Consider the following 19,878-nt stretch of genomic DNA (forward strand, 5'->3'; position numbering starts at 1 on the left):
CAGTCCGCCCCTTGGCTTTCCAACAAGACTGAATCTCCAACCCTCAAAACCGCGAAACAGTCCGCATCGCATCCACCAGATACCGCATCGCAATCCGGTCGCTCTCCGACAGCTCTCGATACCGTTCCAGCAATTTCAATTCGTCCGGGCTGAGCCGGCGCCTTCGCCGGCCGCTTGCCAGGCAAGGAAGAATGCCTAACATTTCGGTGATGCCTTGTACTTTTGTCATCGACGATGTCCTTCTATAAGACCGAGAAAACTTCAAAAACCGCATCGCCCTCTCCTTTTTGTTTGTCGCCGGCCTTAAGGGCTCAAGCCGGTCATGAGCACAGAATAGGAACATTCCCGGCGCTGAAAAGCGGTTTTTAGAGTAATTAGTCAAAAAAAGCAGAAATGCCCTATAAATCAGAAGGCACTGTCAGAAAAATGAACCGAAATGTCTTGTTTCATTGCCGAACCATCAAAGTGCTATCCATCAATTTTTGTCTGTGATCGAACGGTTTAAGCTATTTGGCATCTGTTTACAGTCCGTTGCGTTTGGTCGAAGGCATGTCCGAACCGTTATTTTTGATCCAGCACGTGCCAGGAACGGCGCGGGATTGCTCACGACAGGTTGTACTTATGCATCGCAGGAATTTGCTCAAAGCGTCCATGGCCATCGCGGCCTATACCGGTTTATCGGCCACCGGCCTGCTGGCCAGCCGTGCCTGGGCGGGCAACGGTACGGCGGATGGCGAGGCTCAGGCGTTCGATTTTGAAGCGCTGAAGATTCAGGCCAAGCAGCTCGCCGGCAACCGTTATCAGGACACCAAGCAGGTGCTGCCACCGACGCTGGCGACCATGACGCCGCAGAACTTCAACGCGATCCGCTACGACGCGAATCACTCGCTGTGGAAGGATTTGAACGGTCAGCTGGACGTGCAGTTTTTCCACGTCGGCATGGGGTTCAAGCAGCCGGTGCGCATGTACAGCGTCGATCCCAAGACGCGTCAGGCGCGGGAGGTGCATTTCCGCCCTTCCCTGTTCAACTATGAAAAAACCACGGTCGACACCAAGCAGCTGACGGGCGACCTGGGGTTTTCCGGGTTCAAGCTGTTCAAGGCCCCGGAGCTGGACCGCCACGATGTGCTGTCTTTCCTCGGCGCGAGTTACTTCCGTGCGGTAGACGCCACCGGCCAGTACGGCCTGTCGGCGCGCGGGTTGGCGATTGATACGTACGCCAAGAAGCGCGAGGAGTTTCCGGACTTCACCAAGTTCTGGTTCGAGACGCCGGACAAGGACAGCACCCGTTTCGTTGTATACGCCCTGCTGGATTCGCCGAGCGCGACCGGTGCTTACCGTTTCGACATCGATTGCCAGGCCAGTCAGGTGGTCATGGCTGTCGATGCCCACATCAACGCGCGTACCGCTATCGAGCAACTGGGTATCGCGCCGATGACCAGTATGTTCAGCTGCGGCACCCATGAGCGGCGCATGTGCGACACCATTCACCCGCAGATCCACGACTCGGACCGTCTGGCGATGTGGCGCGGCAACGGCGAGTGGATCTGCCGCCCGCTGAACAACCCCGCGACACTGCAATTCAATGCCTTCGCCGACACCGATCCGAAAGGTTTCGGCCTGGTGCAGACCGACCATGAGTTCGCCAGCTACCAGGACACCGTCGATTGGTACAGCAAGCGTCCGAGCCTGTGGGTAGAACCGACAACGGCGTGGGGAGAAGGCTCTATCGATCTGCTGGAAATTCCTACCACCGGCGAGACACTGGATAACATCGTCGCGTTCTGGACTCCGAAAAAACCGGTCGCTGCCGGTGACTCCCTGAATTACGGCTACAAGCTCTACTGGAGCGCGCTGCCTCCGGTCGGCACGCCGCTGGCGCGGGTCAATGCGACCCGTTCGGGCATGGGCGGCTTCACCGAAGGCTGGGCGCCGGGCGAGCATTACCCGGAAGTCTGGGCGCGGCGCTTTGCGGTGGACTTCACTGGGGGCGGTCTGGATCGCTTGCCGGAAGGCGCAGGGATCGAGCCCGTGGTGACGTGCTCGAACGGGCAGGTGAAGGATTTCAATGTGTTGGTGCTGGACGATATCAAGGGTTATCGCATTACCTTTGACTGGTTCCCGACCAATGACAGCGTGGAGCCGGTGGAGCTGCGGTTGTTCATCCGGACCAATGACCGGACGTTGAGTGAGACCTGGTTGTATCAGTACTTTCCACCGGCGCCGGATAAGCGTAAGTACACCTGAGAGTAATTAGGTGTCCGGACTGACGCCATCGCGAGCTTGCTTGCTTGCTCGCGATGAGGCCGGTCCAGACTTAAAAATCCCGGCTCAGAAACACAAAAGCCCCAATCACAACGATCGGGGCTTTTTGTTTTCCCAGCCATACTCAGTCACGCAAATCCGACTCATGTATCGGCTGATCCCGGTGCGTCGCCCGCTGGTATTGCGCAGGCCAGATTGCCTTGCGCCCACCTAAATCATCATCGGCATGCAGTGGCCAATACGGATCGCGCAACAGTTCTCGTGCCAGGAAGATGATGTCCGCCTGGCACGTGCGCAAGATATGTTCGGCCTGGGCCGGCTCGGTGATCATGCCGACCGTGCCGGTGGCAATGCCCGACTCCTTGCGCACGCGCTCGGCGAAGCGGGTTTGATAACCGGGCCCGGTCGGAATTTCGGCATTGGCCGCCGTGCCGCCCGAAGACACATCGATCAGATCCACGCCCAGCCCTTTGAGGCGGCGCGCCAGCTCCACGGTTTCATCCGGATTCCAGCCGTCTTCCACCCAATCGGTGGCCGATACCCGCACGAACAACGGCAGCTCTTCAGGCCACACCGCACGCACCGCTTCGGTGACTTGCAGCACCAGTCGGATGCGATTCTCGAATGAACCACCGTATTGATCGCGGCGCTGATTGCTCAGGGGCGACAGAAATTGATGCAGCAGGTAACCGTGGGCGGCATGGATTTCGACCACTTTGAATCCGGCGGTCAATGCACGCTGGGCAGCAGCGACAAAAGCCTGAATGACCTCGGCGATCTCGCTTTCTTCGAGTTGCCTTGGGTGCGTGTGCTGCGGGTCGAAAGCAATGGTCGACGGGCCTACCGGCACCCAGCCGCCGTCTTCGGGTTTAACGCTGCCATGTTTACCGAGCCACGGCCGATGAGTGCTGGCCTTGCGCCCGGCGTGTGCCAACTGAATGCCGGCCACAGCGCCCTGAGCGGCGATGAAGCGGGTAATGCGTTGCAGGGGTTCGATCTGCTCGTCAGTCCACAGGCCAAGGTCCTGAGCGGTGATACGCCCGTCGGCGGTGACGGCGGTTGCTTCGGTAAACACCAGGCCGGCGCCGCCGACCGCACGACTGCCAAGGTGTACAAGGTGCCAGTCATTGGCCAGCCCATCGACGCTGGAGTACTGGCACATCGGGGAGACCGCGATACGGTTGAGCAGGGTCAATTGACGCAGGGTATAGGGTTCAAGCAGCAGACTCATGGGGCACCTCTCGAATCAGTGGGCAGGCTCCAGGGTTCTGTTTGAAAAGTCGACGAGTGACAGGAAAAAGGCGCAGCACCCGCCCCCGCGGGCAAAAAATTCGACAAGACGTCACAAGGATAATCAAGCAGTGCTTAGAGCCTAGTCGACATCGGGGGATGAGGGAGGGTTCCTGGGATATTTGGCGTCAGGAAGATCGCTATCGCGGGCAAGCCATGCGCCTGTTGGAGCAAGGCTTGCCCGCGACGGGGTCACCGCGGTTCGATGTGGGCAATCATCAGCTGCACGGTCTCGTTACCGCGAAACTCGTTGAGGTCGAGTTTATAGGCCAATTCCACCCATTTGATGGTCGGGTTCGGCCAGATATCGCGGTCGATGCCGAAGGCGATGCCGTCGAGTTTCACCGAGCCGCATTCGCTTTTCAGTACCACTTTCAGGTGACGTTCACCGACAACGCGCTGCTCAACCAGTTGGAACACGCCATGGAACAGCGGCTCCGGAAAGTGCTGCCCCCAAGGACCGGCATGACGCAGGGCCCGCGCCAGTTCGAGGTGGAACTCTTCGACCGCCAGCGTGCCGTCCGACAGCAACCGGCCGGTCAGGTCTTCTTCGCGCAATTGCCGACGCACCTCCGCATCAAAGGCCTCGGCAAACAGCGGAAAATTCGCTTCCGGTAGCGTCAGCCCGGCCGCCATCGCGTGGCCGCCGTACTTGCTGATCAGGTTGGGATGTTGCGCGGCCACCACGCTCAGCGCGTCGCGAATGTGGAACCCCTGAACCGAACGTCCCGAGCCCTTGAGCAAGCCGTCACCGGCATCGGCAAAGGCGATGGTCGGGCGGAAATAGCGCTCTTTCATCCGCGAAGCAAGGATGCCGATGACACCTTGGTGCCATTCGGGATCAAACAGGCACAAACCGAACGGCATCGACTCGACCGGCAAATCCTTCAGTTGCGCCAGCGCTTCACGCTGCATGCCCTGTTCGATGGATTTGCGGTCCTGGTTCATGCCGTCGAGTTGCACGGCCATTTCCCGCGCCAGCCCCGCGTCATCAGTGAGCAGGCATTCGATGCCCAGGCTCATGTCATCCAGCCGCCCTGCCGCGTTAAGGCGCGGGCCGACAATGAAGCCCAGATCGGTAGAGGTGATGCGCGCCGGCTCACGCTTGGCGACGTCGAGAATCGCCTTGATCCCCGGTCGCGCACGCCCGGCGCGAATCCGCTCCAGACCTTGATGGACCAGAATCCGGTTGTTGGCATCCAGCGGCACCACGTCGGCGACGCTGCCCAGCGCCACCAGGTCCAGCAATTCGCCAATGTTCGGCTGCGGCTTGCTCTCGTACCAGCCAAGGCTGCGCAAACGCGCACGCAACGCCATCAGCACATAGAAAATCACCCCGACACCGGCCAATGCCTTGCTCGGGAAATCGCACCCTGGCTGGTTCGGATTGACGATGGCATCGGCCAGCGGCAGTTCATCGCCGGGCAAGTGGTGGTCGGTGACCAGCACGTTGAGACCGGCCTTTTTCGCCGCCGCCACGCCTTCGACACTGGAAATACCGTTGTCCACGGTGATCAGCAATTGCGGCGTACGGGTCAACGCGACTTCGACAATTTCCGGCGTCAGGCCATAGCCGTACTCAAACCGGTTTGGCACCAGATAGTCGACGTGAGCCGCACCCAGCAGGCGCAAGCCCAACACGCCCACGGTACTGGCCGTGGCACCATCGGCGTCAAAGTCGCCGACGATCAGAATGCGCTGGCGCTGTTCCAGCGCCGTCACCAGCAAATCCACAGCGGCATCGATGCCTTTGAGCTGCTGGAACGGAATCAGCCGCGCCAGGCTCTTGTCCAGTTCAGCCTCGGTCAGCACGCCCCGCGCCGCGTACAGGCGGGTCAGTAGCGGCGGCAAATCACCGAGAAATGGCAGGGTGTCGGGCAACAGGCGAGGTTCGATGCGCATGGGGTGACGGAAGCTTCTCTTGATTACGTGGGATTAGTCTGTTGCCAGCGCAGTATTAGCCGCGCTCGCCTTGCAGCCATTGCAACTGGACTTCATGCTGACCACGGTCGTCGGTGACGAAAATCGTCCCTTCGCTGATCATCACGTCCCACTTGATCACCCGTGGCATGTCTTTGGCCAGGGTTTCCAGGATTTCCTGAGGCACGGCAGCAATGTGCACATTCTTCAGGTTTTTGATCGCAGGGATCACTTTGGTTTCCCAGACGCGCAGGCTGCCATAAGCCAAAAGGCTGGTGCGTTCGGTGCGACGCGAGCACCAGGTCAGGCGATCGGCGTCTGGCTGGCCGACTTCGATCCAGTGCAGGACGCGGTCGTCCAGGCTCTTTTCCCACAGGGCAGGTTCATCCACGTCTGACAGACCACGACCGAATGACAGCTGCTCGTTGTACCAGAAGGCGTAGGCCAACAGCCGCACGGTCATGCGCTCTTCGGTTTCCGAAGGGTGACGGGCGATGGTCTGCTTCACGGTCTCGTAGATACTGCGGTCGAGGTCGGTGAGGTTCAGTTCAAACTTGTAGGTCGTGGACGGCTGGGCCATGAACGGGCTTCTTGATACGAGGAAAGGCGGCAAGTCTAACCGATGCTGTAGGCAATCATCGAACTGAAGGCAATTCTGCTTGCTCGTCTGACGTTCGGCTATGTTAAAACGCTATCTCTGCTCAGCCTTTGTCCTACAGGATCCCGTATGCCGCTCACCGGAAAACCGCTCTCAGGTCTGAAAGTCATCGAATTGGGTACGTTGATCGCAGGGCCGTTTGCCTCGCGCATTTGCGGTGAGTTTGGCGCCGAAGTGATCAAGATAGAATCACCCGACGGTGGCGATCCGTTGCGTAAATGGCGAAAACTGTACGAAGGCACTTCGCTGTGGTGGTTCGTCCAGGCGCGCAACAAAAAGTCCCTGACCCTGAACCTGAAACACCCCGACGGCCTGGCGATTCTGAAAAAACTGCTCGGTGAAGCGGACATCCTGATCGAGAATTTTCGCCCCGGTGTGCTGGAAAAACTCGGCCTTGGCTGGGACGTCCTGCACGCGCTGAACCCGAAACTGGTGATGGTGCGTCTCTCCGGTTTTGGTCAGACCGGGCCGATGAAGGACCAGCCAGGTTTCGGCGCGGTCGGTGAGTCCATGGGCGGCCTGCGCTACATCACCGGTTTCGAGGACCGCCCGCCTGTGCGCACCGGGATTTCCATCGGTGACTCGATTGCGGCGCTCTGGGGCGTGATCGGCGCGCTGATGGCCCTGCGTCATCGCGAGGTAAACGGCGGCCTCGGCCAAGTGGTCGACGTGGCGTTGTACGAAGCCATCTTCGCCATGATGGAAAGCATGGTGCCGGAGTTCGATGTGTTTGGTTTCATTCGCGAACGCACCGGCAACATCATGCCGGGCATCACGCCCTCTTCGATCCACACCAGCGCCGACGGCAAACATGTGCAGATCGGCGCCAACGGTGATGCGATTTTCAAACGGTTCATGCTGATCATCGGCCGCGAAGACCTGGCCAATGACCCGGTACTGGCCAGCAACGACGGACGAGACAGCCGTCGTGACGAGATTTACGGCGTGATTGATCGCTGGGTCAATTCACTGCCGCTGGACACCGTGATCGAACGGCTGAATCAGGCTGACGTGCCGGCCAGCCGGATCTTCAGTGCCGAAGACATGTTCAGCGACCCGCAATACCTGGCCCGGGAAATGTTCCTGCAGGCCAAGCTTCCGGACGGTAAAGATTTCAAGATGCCGGGCATTGTGCCGAAACTCTCAGAGACACCTGGCACTTCGGAATGGGTCGGGCCGCAGTTGGGCGAACACAATGCGCAGGTACTGCACGATCTTGGTTACGACAAGGTACAGATCGAAAAGCTGCGTGAAGACGGGGCCATCTAAGCTGAAGCGCCTGCTTTCATCGGCCCTCCACGCCACCCGCAACGGGTGCACAATGGCGGCTTTCTGGCTGTTGGCCGGGTTGGCACTCCCCGTCTCGGCGCAACCTAAAGAGACGCTGATCTGGTTGCTGCGTGATTTGCCACCGACGATGATCTTCGAGGGCCCGAAAAAAGGTCAGGGGATCATCGATCAGATGCTGCCGCTGTTGATTGCCGGCATGCCGCAATACGAACACACCCTGATGCGGGTCAACCGCGCCCGCGGTATGCAGATGCTTCACGAACCGTCGTTTACCTGCGATCCCTCGCTGGTCTGGACCAAGGAGCGGGAACAGTGGATCGCATTTTCGATTCCAGCCTTCCGCGCCGTGAGCAATGGACTTGTCGTGCGCAAGGAAAATCGACCCGTGCTGGAACCGTTTCTGAGCGACGGTGAAGTCGATTTGGCAGCGTTGCTGGCCGGCAGTGGCAAGAAAGTCGGTGTGGTGGCCGAGCGCAGTTACGGACAAGTCCTTGATGCATTGCTAAAGCAGGCACCAGCCGGTGCTCTGACGCCTCACTACGGCAACGATGCGCTCGGCAGCCTGTTGCAGATGCAACGTCTGGGACGATTGCAGGTGGTATTGGGTTACTGGCCAGAAATTCGCTACCTGGCCGGTCAAGCGCACATTTCCGATGATGAACTGGCGTTTTATCCGATCAAGGGCACGGGCAAATACATGTCCGGGTACATCGGTTGCACCAATACGGACCAGGGTCGGCAGGCGATCAGCGAAATAAACCAGCTATTGCGCACACTGCCTCATGAGCGACTGGACCCGTTGTATGCCGACTGGCTCGATCCCGAAAGGCGTAAGGATTATCTGGCAGAAACCAAGGCGTTTTTCGAGCATCAGGCCGAGCACTGACAAATCGCGGGCAAAAAGAAACCCCGAGAAGTGGGGAGACGACTCGGGGTTAAACGTGGCCTACATAAAGACCAGTAGCAGCAAGCTTCAAGCACCGGAGCACAATGCCTGATCCTGCTGTTACATGATCTGACTGACCTAAGCGCAGGAAGGTTCCCACAACAATCACGTCAATTTCTGCGAGCCAGCATTTTCTCCTGGGCCGCATTACGCAATGCCGCGATAACACAGGGCTCCAGCCGTCCTTCGGCAATGAGCACGTCGCGGTGCAATCCGTCGACGACATCGGTCAGCAGACGCTTGTCGGTCAACTGAGCCTGATTGAAGGCGCGTTCCACCACTATCGCGCCGGTCGCATTCTTCAACGTCACCAGGCATTCGCCATGGGCACCCGACGGGGTCAGCGTGACCTGATACGGGCTCAGTGCCTCACCGAGCAATAGACTGATACTTTCCATCTCGATCACCACTCAATAGTCCGGAAACAAAGTGCCTGGGGCGTGCTCACAGTTAATGACCACTGGCCCGAGAAGAAAGTTCTGGATTTCCAGGTACAGGCGCGTCGGCGCCTCTGGTTGATAGAGCATGCACTGCAAAGATGACAGGGAAAAAACAGCCCCATCACTCGCCCCGCCGTCTGTCTTTATCCGTCCAGCCTCCGAGTAGACCGCGCAATTGGCCATCGCCGCTGTAGAACGGCACCGTCCACTGATAGATATCCCTGACACCGTTCTTGAACTCCAATTGACGCTCAATGAACCGGGGCTTGCGTGTACTTAACAGGGTGATGAACTCTGCGTGCAAGCGCTCTGCCGTCGCTTTGGGCAGGAGATCGAGTTCGATCAACTGTCGCCCCTGAATCTGGTCGAAACGGGTTGCCAGACTCTCTTCATAACTTTTGTTGCACATGATCAAACGCCCTTGCAGATCACGTACAAACACCGGATCAGGCATGGCATCCATCAAGGCATGCTGGAAGGCGAGTTGATCGTTGAGGTTTTTCTCGTCGTTCAGGTGTTGCTGGTTCAAGCCGGCGAGGCGTCGGTTCCAGAACAATGAAAGCAGACCAAAAAGACCGACGACAACCAAGCCCCAACACCCCCAATCGCTAAGCCGCTGCCAGAGGGTGGGCGTCTTCATTGATCCGATTCCGCTGAGCCACTTCAAGCGAATGGCCCGCAACTCGGCAGGTGGAAAGGCCTCGAGCGCCTTGTTGAGGATGCTCAGCAACGGCGACTGACCTTTGCGTACGGCCAGATGATCGGCCTCCCATTTTCCCTCCACGGCACGTCCGACCTTGAGTTGCCCCAGCGGATACAGCTGCGCCCCGATTTCATTTTCGATGGTGGCAAAGGCTTCACCGCTTTCAACCAATGCCCTGGCTTCGGCATAGGTTTTGACCGAGCGCAGTTCGATCGCCGGATAGTCGTGGCGAATCGTACCTTCGAGTGCATGCCGGATCGGCAGCACCAGGACTTTTTTCGACAACTGCTCGAGGGACTGCACCAGAGGTTCTTCTGCCCGCCCGACGAACACCCAGCCAGCACCACCAAAGGCATGACTGAAATCCAGAAACCCTTTGCGTTCGTCATTCACTGCCAGTGTCGTGCTCATGTCCGCGGCGCCGCTTTCCAGACGCCCGAGCATCTGATCAGTGGAAAACGATTCTTCGTGAACAAACTTCAAGCCTGTCATGGCACTGATGCGATTGAGCAGATCGTTGTTCAAGCCATTCCATTGGCCGTGCTCATCCTTGAACAGATACAACGGGTACTGCACCGATGCGACGGTGACTTGCGGGTGCTCGGCAATCCATCGCAATTCCTCTGCGTCGAGTTTTATCGCCGCATCGACAACCACCTCCTTCGCCTCGGAATTCACCCATTGCGCTGCCAGCGCCGCGTGGGTAAAGCACATGACACTGACTAAAAACATCCAGCACACGGCTGGTCCGAGCCTTTTGAAAAACTGCATTACCACTTCCTTCGCGATCAACTCGCCCGTCCTTCATGGGGCGAAAACGCAACAAGTGTGGCACGCAGAAACGAGAAAGCCCGTCAGGAGACGGGCTTCAAAATGTGACAGCTTTTACCGGTTACAACGGCTTGCCACGGTTGCCATGCTGACTGACAAAGGCCTGCACGGCTTTCAGGTCGTTTGGCAATACGGTGCAACGCTCATCTCTCTCAAACAAATCAGAAAGATGTGTAGGTAGTTCAAGCGCTTTTCCTACACCGGCTTTCAGCACTGCGTCCGGGAATTTGACCGGATGGGCCGTGCCAAGGATGACCATTGGAATGTCCAGACTGCGACGGCACTCGCGCGCAGCCTTCACGCCGATTGCCGTGTGCGGATCCAGCAGCTCGCCAGTTTGTTCGTACACTTCGGCGATGGTTTCGCAGGTCTGTGCGTCATCCACGGCCAGGGAATCGAACAGCTTGCGGGCTTCGGTCCAGCGTTCCTGTTCGACGCTGAAACCGCCACCCTGCTTGAAGCTGTCCATCAGCCCGGCAATCGCCGCGCCATTGCGACCGTGGAGGTCGAACAGCAGGCGTTCGAAGTTCGAGGACACCATGATGTCCATCGACGGCGACAGGGTCGCGTGCAGGGTTTCCTTGACGTACTGATTGCCGCTCATGAAGCGGTGCAGGATGTCGTTGCGGTTGGTGGCGACGATCAACTGGTTGATCGGCAGGCCCATGTTGCGCGCCAGGTAACCGGCGAAGATGTCGCCAAAGTTGCCGGTCGGCACCGAGAACGACACCGAGCGTGCCGGGCCACCCAGTTGCAGCGATGCGTAAAAGTAGTAAACGATCTGGGCCATGATCCGCGCCCAGTTGATCGAGTTCACCGCGACCAGGCGTGTGCCTTTGAGGAAGCTCTGGTCGGCGAAGCTCGCCTTGACCATTTCCTGGCAGTCATCGAAGTTGCCTTCGATGGCGATGTTGTGGATGTTCTCGCCGAAGATGGTAGTCATCTGGCGACGCTGCACTTCGGACACACGGTTGTGCGGGTGCAGGATGAAGATGTCGACGTTTTCGCAGTGCTTGCAGCCTTCGATGGCGGCCGAACCGGTATCACCGGAGGTGGCGCCAACGATTACCACGCGTTCACCGCGCTTTTCCAGCACGTAGTCGAGCAAACGACCGAGCAGTTGCAGGGCAAAATCTTTAAACGCCAGGGTCGGGCCGTGGAACAGTTCCAGCACCCATTCGTTGCCGTTCAGCTGACGCAACGGTGCGACGGCGCTGTGCGAAAACACAGCGTAGGTTTCTTCGAGGATCTTTTTGAAATCGGCGTCAGGGATGCTGCCGGTAACGAACGGACGCATCACCCGGAAAGCCAGCTCGTGATACGGCAGGCCGGCCCAGGAAGCGATTTCTTCCTGGGTGAAACGTGGCAGGTTTTCCGGGACGTACAGACCGCCGTCGGTGGCGAGACCAGCCAGCAGGACGTCTTCGAAATTAAGGGCCGGTGCCTGGCCGCGGGTACTGATATAACGCATAGGGGCGAACCTTTGGTTTGAGCTTCAAGTTTCAAGCTACAAGCTGCAAGTAAAAGCCGGACTGCCTTTGACTTGCCGCTTGGAGCTCGCAGCTTGCCGCTGCTTTTGTTTAGTTCAGGTGCTCGACGCGGATCCGTACAACCGGACCGACCACACCGGTCAACGCTTCAAGGGCGGCAATCGCGTCGTTCATGTGCTGTTCCAGCACACGGTGCGTCAGCAGGATCATCGGCACCAGACCATCATGCTCTTCCACTTCCTTCTGCATGATCGATTCGATGTTGATGCCGCGCTCCGACAGGATGCTCGCCACCTGGGCCAACACGCCCGGATGGTCCTTGGCCTGAATGCGCAGGTAGTAGGCGCTTTCGCAGGCTTCGATCGGCAGGATCGGGTGCGCCGACAGCGAGTCCGGCTGGAAGGCCAGGTGCGGTACGCGGTTTTCCGGGTCGGAGGTCATGGCGCGAACCACGTCCACCAGGTCGGCGATCACCGACGAAGCCGTCGGCTCCATGCCGGCGCCAGCGCCGTAGAACAGGGTCGAACCAGCGGCGTCGCCATTGACCATGACCGCGTTCATCACGCCGTTGACGTTGGCGATCAAACGATCGGCCGGAATCAGCGTCGGGTGCACGCGCAACTCGATACCGGCCGCAGTGCTGCGAGCCACGCCGAGGTGCTTGATGCGATAGCCCAGCGCTTCGGCGTAGTTCACGTCGGCGGTGGTCAGCTTGGTGATGCCTTCGGTATAAGCCTTGTCGAACTGCAGCGGGATTCCGAACGCGATGGACGCCAGGATCGTCAGCTTGTGAGCGGCATCGATACCTTCAACGTCGAAGGTCGGATCTGCTTCGGCGTAGCCCAGGGCTTGCGCCTCGGCCAGCACGTCTTCGAAGGTGCGACCTTTCTCACGCATTTCGGTGAGGATGAAGTTGCCGGTACCGTTGATGATGCCGGCGACCCAGTTGATGCGGTTGGCCGACAGGCCTTCACGGATCGCCTTGATCACCGGAATGCCACCGGCCACAGCCGCTTCGAACGCCACGATCACGCCTTTCTCGCGAGCCTTGGCGAAAATTTCATTACCGTGAACGGCAATCAATGCCTTGTTCGCGGTGACCACATGCTTGCCATTCTCGATGGCCTTGAGTACCAGCTCGCGGGCAACGGTGTAGCCGCCCATCAGCTCTATAACGATGTCGATCTCAGGGTTCGTGGCCACTTCGAAGACATCGTTGGTAATCGCAATACCGGTCGTCTGGAACTGAGGCTTTGGCGTGCGCATGGCAATTTGTGCCACTTCGATTCCACGCCCGGCACGACGAGCAATTTCCTCGGCGTTGCGCTGAAGTACGTTGAAGGTACCGCCACCGACGGTTCCTAACCCACAGATGCCTACTTTGACCGGTTTCACTGTGAACTCCCCATAAAACGGCCGACTCAAGGTCGGCCGTGAAAACAACCGCGTGCTCGCGGTTCTCTATTAATGGCCCGGCGATGACGCTGCCGGACCACGATCGTCAATGGCTGACCGTGACGATGCGAATTTACTTCGCGCCCAGTGCCAGTTTGGCGACTTGTGGCGCAGGCTGGTAGCCCGGAATGACCTGACCGTCGGCCAAAACGATGGCCGGTGTGCCGTTCACGCCGATCGACTGACCAAGGGCGAACTGTTTGGAAACCGGGTTATCGCACTTGGCGGCCTTGATTTCCTTGCCATCGACCATTTTGTCCATGGCCGCTTTTTTGTCTTTCGAGCACCATACCGCTTGCAGCTGCTCGTCACCTGGAGAGCCCAGGCCCTGACGCGGGAACGCGACGTAGCGCACTTCGATGCCGCGCTTGTTCAGCTCAGGCACTTCGGCGTGCAGTTTGTGGCAGTAAGGGCAGGTGGTGTCGGTGAACACGGTGATGTGCGATTTGGTCTCGCCGATGGCCGGGTAAACCACGGTTTCCGCAACCGGAATGTCGTTGACCAGTTTGGAAATGCCCAGGCGTTCGGTTTTCTCGGTCAGGTTGACCGGTTTGCCGTCCTTGAGCTGGAACAGGTAGCCCTGAACCACGTACTGGCCGTCGGCGCTGGCGTATAGCACGCGGCTGCCCTTGAGTTTGACTTCGTACATCCCTGGCAGCGGACTGGCGGAGATGCTTTCTACCGGTACTTCGAGCTGGAGGTTTTCCAGGCTTTTACGAATGGCTTTGTCGGCCGCGTCATCGGCGACGGCAAAGGTGCTGACCAACGCAATGGCGGCGGCGGCGAAAATCTGGGTCAGACGCATGAGAACTCCTGAAGGCGGACAAATGGGACGATCAGAACGCCCGTGCCGAAACACCGGGTCATAACCGCCCATCGTGCAAACCGGCAAAGCCTACCACATAAGGTCCGTGTGACCGAATGCGCCTGATGCACGACATTTCGCTCACGGTGCAAGACGCTTTATGTCGCATCTGGCGAAGCCTGCGGCCGGCTGCTACAGAGTCCTGTGTTAACCGCGCGGGTGATGTTTGGCATGCAGGTCTTGCAAGCGCGCCCGGGCGACGTGGGTGTAGATCTGGGTCGTCGACAAATCGCTGTGACCGAGCAGCATTTGCACCACACGCAGGTCGGCGCCGTGGTTGAGCAGGTGCGTGGCGAAGGCGTGGCGCAAGGTGTGCGGCGACAGCGACTTGCCGATCCCGGCGACCTTGGCCTGGTGCTTGATGCGGTGCCAGAAGGTCTGGCGGGTCATCTGCTCGCCGCGCTGGCTGGGGAACATGACATCACTGGGACGCCCGCCAAGCAGCTCCTGGCGGCCATCGCGCATGTAACGTTCGACCCAGACGATCGCCTCCTCACCCATCGGCACCAGTCGCTCCTTGCTGCCCTTGCCCATCACCCGCAGCACGCCTTGGCGCAGGTTGACCTGCTCCAGCGTCAGGCTGATCAGCTCGGTCACGCGCAAGCCACAGGCGTAAAGCACTTCGAGCATGGCGCGGTCACGCTGGCCGATGGCTTCGCTCAAATCCGGCGCCTTGAGCAAGGCTTCGACGTCGGCTTCCGACAGGGATTTAGGCAAAGGCCTACCGAGTTGCGGCATATCGACGCGCAAGGTCGGGTCAACGGCGATCAGTTTTTCCCGCAGCAGATAGCGATAAAAGCCACGTACACCCGAGAGAAATCTCGCAGTGGAACGGGGTTTGTAGTTCTGCTCCAGGCGCCAGGCCAGGTGATCAAGGATCAACTCGCGACCGGCATTGACCAACTCCAGGCCCTTTTCCTGCAGCCAGCCGTTGAACAGCGCCAGGTCACTGCGATAGGCATCGCGGGTGTTGTCGGAAAGGCCTTTCTCCAGCCACAGGGCGTCGAGGAATTGGTCTATCAGGGGATGATCGATGGCGGGCATAAAGGCTCAGGCAAGACCAACAGTACGGTCAGGGAAGATAAATCGCAGGCAACAAAAAAGCAGCCCGTAGGCTGCTTTTTTCTGCATCGGAAGCTGGACTTAAGCCAGTTTTTCCTTGATGCGAGCTGCTTTACCGGACAGGTCACGCAGGTAGTACAGCTTGGCTTTACGTACGTCACCGCGACGTTTAACGGCCATGCTGTCGATTTGCGGGCTGTAGGTCTGGAAAGTACGCTCTACGCCAACACCGTTGGAGATTTTACGAACGGTGAATGCACTGTTTACGCCGCGGTTACGCTTGGCGATAACAACACCTTCGAACGCTTGCAGACGCGAACGGTCGCCTTCCTTCACTTTCACCTGAACGACAATGGTGTCGCCCGGGGCAAAGGTAGGGATCTCTTTGGTCATCTGCTCTGCTTCGAGTGCAAGGATGATTTTGTTAGTCATGCTGTGCTCCTAAGGTAAATCGTCGGATCTACCATCGATACGTTGTTAACTATCGTCCCGCTCGCGGATGTATTCCTCGAGCAGCTTCTTCTCTTCTCCAGAAAGCGAGCGGCTTTCCAGAAGATCGGCGCGTCGTTCAAAGGTCCTACCAAGGGACTGCTGTAAACGCCAACGCCGGATATGCGCGTGATTGCCACTTAGCAACACGTCGGGAACACGCTGATCCGCATACACCTCCGGTCGGGTGTAGTGCGGGCAATCCAGCAAACCATCCGTAAAGGAATCTTCCTCGGCGGAGTCCGCATGCCCTAAAGCTCCAGGCAGCAGTCGTGTAACCGCATCGATCAGGACCATCGCCGGCAGCTCGCCGCCAGACAGTACATAGTCGCCAATCGACCACTCTTCATCGACATGCGCTTCAATAAATCGCTCGTCAATGCCTTCATAGCGGCCGGCAATCAGGATCAATGCATCCAGATTCGCCAACTCGCGCACCGCCGACTGATTCAGTTGACGGCCTTGGGGGGACAGGTAAATTACCTTCGCCGCCTCCCCGGCTGCTGCCTTGGCCTGAACCAGAGCATCTTCCAGGGGCTTGATCTTCATCACCATGCCCGGACCACCGCCAAATGGGCGATCATCCACGGTGTGATGTCGATCCGTCGTGTAGTCTCGCGGGTTCCAACAGGTGAGCTGCAAGAGCCCCTGTTTCACCGCCCGACTGGTGATGCCGTACTCGCTGATGGCGGAGAACATCTCGGGAAACAAACTGATCACTTCTACGCGCAAGTTAGCCACGCTTAGAAGTCCGCATCCCATTCCACCTTCATCTCGCCTGCGGCAAGGTCGACGGCCAACACGCATTGCTCCGTATAGGGCAACAGGCGTTCGCGATCATCCAGGCTGCCAGCGCAAGGCTTGACCACCATTACATCATTGGCGCCGGTTTCCAGAAGATGATCGATTTTCCCGAGCAATTGCCCGAGTTGATCAATAACCTTCAGACCTTCCAGCTGGTACCAGTAGTACTCGCCGTCGGTCAATTCAGGGAACAGGTTGCGCGGCACACAGATCTCGTAACCGGCCAGAAGACGAGCTTCTTCACGATCATCAAGACCCTTGAGCTTCGCGACCAGGAACTTGTCGTTCCCACGTCCGCTGACCAGCTCGACCTGTTTCACATTACCTTCGCGCTTGAGCGTCCAGGTTTTGTACTGCAACAGGTTTTCTGTCGGATCAGTAAAGGAATACACCTTCACTTCGCCGCGAACGCCATGAACCGAATAAATTTTGCCGATAACGATCAAATCATCAGCAACAGCTGGCGTCGCGTTCATATTGCTCAGGCCGCAGCCTTAGCCGCGTCCTTCAACAACTGAGCAACACGCTCAGAAGGTTGTGCACCAACGCTCAGCCAGTAGGCTACGCGCTCTTGGTTCACGGACAGACGGACTTCTTGACCACGAGCAACAGGGTTGAAGAAACCAACCTGTTCCTTGTGCGAACCGTCGCGCGGGTTGCGGCTGTCGGTTACGGTCAAGTGGTAAAACGGGCGCTTTTTGGAGCCGCCAAGGGCAAGACGGATTGTTAGCATGTGAACATCGTTCCTGTAGTCGGTGCTGCAAATCTAAAGGCACAGCGGGCATAGGTGCCCGAAAGGCCGCATATTCTAAGGAATATCCGGACTTTTGCAAATGACTTTTTCCGGCGGCCTATCGGACGCCATCCAGATTTGCTATAGAGCCGTCGTTGAAAACGGCCAGTCAGCTCCCGCCAAGTGCGGGTTTGCTGGAGATCCCACTTCCGTGTGGGGTTGCGCCGACATGACTGCCGGCGCGAATTCTTTACATCTTGGGCATGCCGCCGCCGGGCAACATACCGCCCATGCCGCGCATCATTTTGGCCATTCCGCCTTTCGCGGAGAATTTCTTCATCATTTTCTGCATCTGCTTGTGCTGCTTGATCAAGCGACCGATGTCCTGCACCTGAGTGCCGGAACCCATGGCAATCCGGCGCTTGCGCGAACCGCTGATCATCTCAGGGTCGCGGCGCTCGGCCGGGGTCATGGAGTTGATGATGGCTTCCATCTGCTTGAATTGCTTTTCTGCCGCACCCTGGGCATTGCCCATCTGCGCCAGGTTCACACCGCCGATGTTCGGCAGTTTGTCCATGAGGCCGCCGAGGCCGCCCATGTTTTTCATTTGTTGCAGCTGATCGCGGAAGTCTTCGAGGTCGAAGCCTTTGCCCTTCTTCAGTTTCTTGGCCAGTTTGTCGGCCTTGTCCTTGTCGAGGGTGGCTTCGGCCTGTTCGATCAGGCTGAGCACGTCGCCCATGCCGAGGATGCGCGAAGCAATACGCTCAGGGTGGAACGGATCGAGCGCGTCGCTCTTCTCGCCCATACCGATGAACTTGATCGGCTTGCCGGTGATGGCGCGAACCGACAGCGCGGCACCGCCACGGGCATCACCGTCGACCTTGGTCAGGATCACGCCGGTCAGCGGCAGTGCATCACCAAACGCCTTGGCGGTGTTGGCGGCGTCCTGGCCGGTCATGGCGTCAACCACGAACAGGGTTTCGACCGGGTTGATCGCGGCGTGCAGCGCCTTGATCTCGCCCATCATCTCTTCGTCGATGTGCAGACGACCGGCGGTGTCGACGATGACCACGTCGATGAATTTCAGTTTTGCTTCTTTAATAGCCGCTTGCGCGATGTCGACCGGCTTCTGGCTCAGGTCGGACGGGAAGAAGGTCACACCGACTTCACCGGCAAGCATTTCCAGTTGTTTGATCGCCGCTGGACGGTAAACGTCCGCAGACACGACCATGACCGACTTCTTCTTGCGCTCTTTAAGGAAGCGCGCCAGCTTGCCGGCGGTGGTGGTTTTACCCGCGCCCTGCAAACCGGCCATCAGGATCACGGCAGGTGGAACGGCGCTCAGGTTCAGGTCTTCGTTGGCCGCGCCCATCAGGCTTTCGAGCTCGGCCTGGACGATCTTCACAAAAGCCTGGCCCGGCGTCAGGCTGCGCGACACCTCAGTGCCGACAGCGCGCTCCTTGACCGAATTGACGAAGTCTTTGACCACTGGCAAGGCGACGTCGGCTTCGAGCAATGCCATGCGCACTTCGCGCAAGGTGTCTTTGATGTTGTCCTCGGTCAGCTTGGCCTTGCCGGTGACATGGCGCAGCGTCTGCGAGAGACGGTCGGTTAAGTTTTCAAACATTGCGCGATCCTTTCAGGCCCTGTGTAGACCGGGATAATGGCGGCCCAGACCGGAATAAACATGTGCTCGGCGAGCCTGCGGCGTGGGCAGGTCGCGGATTATAGCGAAGACTGCGTCTGGCGGACACCTCACACTTTCGTGCGACGGGGGTTCTATGCCAAACTCAGCGCCTTTCGGGCTTGCCTAACAGGATTTATGCTCCCCTTGTCACCCAGTTTGCTTACCACCCTCGCCGCCGCCTGCTTATATGCCGCTGCGACTCTATATCAGGGCTCTCGTCTGGCCGCCGGCGCCAAGGCGAACAAGCGCCTGCTGGTCACGCTCGGCGTGCTGGCCGTACTGGCCCACAGCGCCAGCCTGTTCACCCACCTTCTGACGCCAATCGGCCTGGGCCTGGACTTTTTCAGCGCCGCCAGCCTGATTGCCGCGGCGGTCATTGCATTGACCCTGCTGGCCTGCTCACGAATCCCGGTGGAAAACCTGCTCATATTGCTGTTCCCGCTTGGGGCCGCGACCGTATTACTGGCGCAGTTCGCCCCGGCCGGCACCGTGCAGGTCATCGACGAAGAACCGGGCATCCTCGCCCATATCCTCTTGTCGATCCTCGCTTACGGCATGTTCACCATCGCGGTGTTCCAGGCGTTGCTGCTGCTGGTTCAAGACCACCAGCTCAAGCACAAGCCCCCCTCAGGGCTGATCAAGAACTTCCCGCCGCTGCAAACCATGGAAAGCCTGTTGTTCGGCTTCCTGTGGGCCGGCTGGACCCTGCTATCGTTGTCATTGATCTCCGGCTGGCTGTTTGTCGACAACCTGTTCGCCCAGCATCTGGTGCATAAAACCTTGCTGGCGTGCCTGGCCTGGATTGTCTTCAGCGTGCTGCTGTGGGGCCGTAACCGACTCGGCTGGCGTGGACACAAGGCGATTCGCTGGACCCTCGCCGGTTTCTGCCTGCTGATGCTGGCGTATTTCGGCAGCAAGCTGGTTCGTGAATACATCCTGCACATCTGACG

19 protein-coding genes are annotated in these 19,878 nt (G+C 58.6%); 4 read left to right on the plus strand and 15 right to left on the minus strand.

The genetic code is table 11. The annotated features are described in order from the left end of the window. Positions 1-43: 43 nt before the first annotated feature. A complete protein-coding gene (locus tag J2X66_RS09505) occupies positions 44-229 on the minus strand; it encodes a hypothetical protein (RefSeq protein ID WP_310263467.1) in 186 nt (61 codons plus the stop codon). Between the two features lie 392 nt (positions 230-621). Here J2X66_RS09505 and J2X66_RS09510 point away from each other — a divergent pair, with 392 nt between their 5' ends. Next, the gene (locus tag J2X66_RS09510; RefSeq protein ID WP_194939942.1) at positions 622-2,247 is read left to right on the plus strand and encodes a glucan biosynthesis protein D; all 1,626 of its coding nucleotides are present in this window, start codon (positions 622-624) and stop codon (positions 2,245-2,247) included. 142 nt (positions 2,248-2,389) lie between these two features. Here J2X66_RS09510 and J2X66_RS09515 read toward each other — a convergent pair whose 3' ends face one another. The 3 genes from J2X66_RS09515 to J2X66_RS09525 all read right to left on the minus strand — a co-directional run bounded on the left by J2X66_RS09515 (position 2,390) and on the right by J2X66_RS09525 (position 6,055). Beyond that, on the minus strand, positions 2,390-3,496 hold the full coding sequence (locus J2X66_RS09515; protein ID WP_027924918.1) for an NADH:flavin oxidoreductase/NADH oxidase: 1,107 nt from the start codon (positions 3,494-3,496) through the stop codon (positions 2,390-2,392). Positions 3,497-3,747: 251 nt separating this feature from the next. Further along, a complete protein-coding gene (gene recJ, locus J2X66_RS09520) occupies positions 3,748-5,457 on the minus strand; it encodes a single-stranded-DNA-specific exonuclease RecJ (RefSeq protein ID WP_310263470.1) in 1,710 nt (569 codons plus the stop codon). A gap of 55 nt (positions 5,458-5,512) precedes the next feature. Beyond that, positions 5,513-6,055: a YaeQ family protein gene (locus J2X66_RS09525; RefSeq protein ID WP_027924916.1), complete on the minus strand. Its 543-nt coding sequence runs from the start codon at positions 6,053-6,055 to the stop codon at positions 5,513-5,515. A 147-nt stretch (positions 6,056-6,202) separates the two neighbouring features. Here J2X66_RS09525 and J2X66_RS09530 point away from each other — a divergent pair, with 147 nt between their 5' ends. Continuing rightward, positions 6,203-7,402 carry a CaiB/BaiF CoA-transferase family protein gene (locus tag J2X66_RS09530; protein WP_310263473.1) on the plus strand — a complete coding sequence of 400 codons (1,200 nt, stop codon included), beginning with the start codon at positions 6,203-6,205 and terminating at the stop codon, positions 7,400-7,402. Continuing rightward, positions 7,383-8,309, plus strand: coding sequence for a TIGR02285 family protein (locus J2X66_RS09535; protein WP_310263475.1), 927 nt, complete (start codon positions 7,383-7,385; stop codon positions 8,307-8,309). The genes J2X66_RS09530 and J2X66_RS09535 overlap by 20 nt, the downstream gene beginning before the upstream one ends. 170 nt (positions 8,310-8,479) lie before the next feature. On the opposite strand, the gene J2X66_RS09540 is transcribed toward J2X66_RS09535, so the two are convergent. From J2X66_RS09540 to ffh, 11 genes are all read right to left on the minus strand, one after another. Then, on the minus strand, positions 8,480-8,767 hold the full coding sequence (locus J2X66_RS09540; RefSeq protein WP_027924913.1) for a DUF3509 domain-containing protein: 288 nt from the start codon (positions 8,765-8,767) through the stop codon (positions 8,480-8,482). 163 nt (positions 8,768-8,930) lie between these two features. Further along, complete coding sequence (locus tag J2X66_RS09545; RefSeq protein WP_310263477.1) at positions 8,931-10,283, minus strand: transporter substrate-binding domain-containing protein; 1,353 nt, start codon at positions 10,281-10,283, stop codon at positions 8,931-8,933. A 121-nt stretch (positions 10,284-10,404) separates the two neighbouring features. Then, entirely contained in the window at positions 10,405-11,814 is a 1,410-nt protein-coding gene (thrC, locus tag J2X66_RS09550) for a threonine synthase (protein ID WP_310263482.1), read from the minus strand. 109 nt (positions 11,815-11,923) lie between these two features. Next, complete coding sequence (locus J2X66_RS09555) at positions 11,924-13,228, minus strand: homoserine dehydrogenase (protein WP_027924910.1); 1,305 nt, start codon at positions 13,226-13,228, stop codon at positions 11,924-11,926. 133 nt (positions 13,229-13,361) lie between these two features. Beyond that, complete coding sequence (dsbC, locus tag J2X66_RS09560; RefSeq protein ID WP_123433639.1) at positions 13,362-14,093, minus strand: bifunctional protein-disulfide isomerase/oxidoreductase DsbC; 732 nt, start codon at positions 14,091-14,093, stop codon at positions 13,362-13,364. Between the two features lie 207 nt (positions 14,094-14,300). Next, positions 14,301-15,197, minus strand: a complete 897-nt coding sequence (gene xerD / locus J2X66_RS09565) for a site-specific tyrosine recombinase XerD (protein ID WP_140666501.1) — start codon at positions 15,195-15,197, stop codon at positions 14,301-14,303. 99 nt (positions 15,198-15,296) lie between these two features. Then, positions 15,297-15,647 (minus strand): 50S ribosomal protein L19, encoded by a 351-nt coding sequence (gene rplS, locus J2X66_RS09570; RefSeq protein WP_003175895.1) that lies wholly within the window; start codon positions 15,645-15,647, stop codon positions 15,297-15,299. 45 nt (positions 15,648-15,692) lie between these two features. Next, complete coding sequence (gene trmD, locus J2X66_RS09575; RefSeq protein WP_178111736.1) at positions 15,693-16,466, minus strand: tRNA (guanosine(37)-N1)-methyltransferase TrmD; 774 nt, start codon at positions 16,464-16,466, stop codon at positions 15,693-15,695. Beyond that, positions 16,448-16,984 carry a ribosome maturation factor RimM gene (gene rimM / locus J2X66_RS09580; RefSeq protein WP_008014731.1) on the minus strand — a complete coding sequence of 179 codons (537 nt, stop codon included), beginning with the start codon at positions 16,982-16,984 and terminating at the stop codon, positions 16,448-16,450. Before rimM ends, trmD begins: the two co-directional genes overlap by 19 nt. 5 nt (positions 16,985-16,989) lie before the next feature. Then, entirely contained in the window at positions 16,990-17,241 is a 252-nt protein-coding gene (gene rpsP / locus J2X66_RS09585; RefSeq protein ID WP_007944872.1) for a 30S ribosomal protein S16, read from the minus strand. A gap of 250 nt (positions 17,242-17,491) precedes the next feature. Then, entirely contained in the window at positions 17,492-18,868 is a 1,377-nt protein-coding gene (gene ffh / locus J2X66_RS09590; protein ID WP_027924907.1) for a signal recognition particle protein, read from the minus strand. Positions 18,869-19,063: 195 nt separating this feature from the next. Here ffh and J2X66_RS09595 point away from each other — a divergent pair, with 195 nt between their 5' ends. Next, positions 19,064-19,876, plus strand: coding sequence for a cytochrome c biogenesis protein CcsA (locus tag J2X66_RS09595; protein WP_310263493.1), 813 nt, complete (start codon positions 19,064-19,066; stop codon positions 19,874-19,876). The last annotated feature ends 2 nt before the right edge of the window (positions 19,877-19,878 follow it).

Origin of the sequence: Pseudomonas sp. 3296 (assembly GCF_031456615.1) — a bacterium.
GTDB classification, from domain to species: Bacteria; Pseudomonadota; Gammaproteobacteria; order Pseudomonadales; family Pseudomonadaceae; genus Aquipseudomonas; species Aquipseudomonas mucoides.